Origin of the sequence: Promicromonospora sp. NPDC057488 (assembly GCF_042802395.1) — a bacterium.
GTDB lineage: Bacteria > Actinomycetota > Actinomycetes > Actinomycetales > Cellulomonadaceae > Promicromonospora.
This window is the reverse complement of the sequence record NZ_JBHVEG010000343.1, coordinates 1-1,211: the sequence shown is the minus strand read 5'-3', so window position 1 is coordinate 1,211 and position 1,211 is coordinate 1. Positions and strand designations below refer to the sequence as shown.

General features: G+C 67.5%; 1 protein-coding gene. It reads left to right on the top strand.

What is annotated here, in order from left to right:
• The first annotated feature begins 553 nt into the window (after positions 1-553).
• Positions 554-1,162 carry a GNAT family N-acetyltransferase gene (locus ACFU5G_RS29895; RefSeq protein ID WP_377252789.1) on the top strand — a complete coding sequence of 203 codons (609 nt, stop codon included), beginning with the start codon at positions 554-556 and terminating at the stop codon, positions 1,160-1,162.
• Positions 1,163-1,211 lie beyond the last annotated feature (49 nt).

The window sequence follows — 1,211 nt, the reverse complement described above, 5'->3', positions numbered from 1 at the left end:
GACTATCAAGCACACTGTTGAGTTCTCAAACAACCGACGCACACCGTCAGTTCGCAATCTTTCCGATCGCTTCCCTGTCCGGGGCAGTTCCTTAACCTTACCAGATTCTTTCGGCCGATCAAATTCGCTTCAGTTTGTGAAAACTGGAAGGAATTGCAACCTGCCCGCCGAAAATGGCTACCCCACCGATTCCGGGGAACACAAAGTTCCTCGATCTTTCGATGTGGGTTTCAACCCCGGCGCGGCCACCCGGTCCCTTTCGGGCCCCGTGTCCGTCTGCCCGTCGGGCTGACCTGGAGAACATTACACACGATCCCGCGTACGCGCCAACTCAGCGGGAGTGGCCTGGGGCACATGGTGTTTCCGCAGGTCAGAGGGCATTTGATCGCTTCCTTGCGGAACCCGGGACGACACTTGTGACCGGGGCCACGCCACATGACGCACAGGTTCCCCGGATGCGCACCTCGACGAAGGTTTGTTACCCGGATCCGCACCGGCTTTTTCCGCTCCCCTGCCCCGGAGCACCCAGGGGTAGCCGTACTACGTTCGTGTCGTGACTCCTGAGCACCCACCGGCGTCGGATGCCGGCAACGGCACCGCCCTGCGCACCCCTACCGGCGTCGTGCGCCGGGCGACCGTCGACGACGCGGCCGAGACCGCCTGGCTCGCGGCCCTCACCTTTCCCCTGGCCTGCCCGCCCGGCACCCCGCCGTCCGACATGGCCGTGCACATCGCGCACAAGCTGACCCTTGGACATTTCCGCGGGTGGGCCACCAGCGCGGAGCACGCGCTGCTCGTCCACGACGACGGCGCGCGCCTGCTCGGCTACGTGCTCCTCGTGCTGGGTGCGCCCGACAGCGCGGCGGAGACCGACGCCGTCCGCGCGGCGAGCGGACGCGAGGCGCCGTACGTCGAGCTCTCCAAGATCTACGTGCATCCCGACGTCCTGGGCGGAGGGGTGGCCGGCGCCCTCATGCGGGGCGCGGTCGAGGCCGCGGCCGAGCTCGGCCCGGGCCTCCCCCTCTGGCTCGGCACCAACGCGCGCAACGAGCGCGCCCAGGCGTTCTACCGCAAGAGCGGGTTCGAGGTGGTCGGCAGGCGCACCAAGCGGGTCGGCGACCTGGACCACGACGACGTCGTGCTGCTGCGCACCCAGGCGTAGTCCACCGGCTGCCCCGGAGCAGAAAGGTGTGGCCGACGCCATCCGGCGT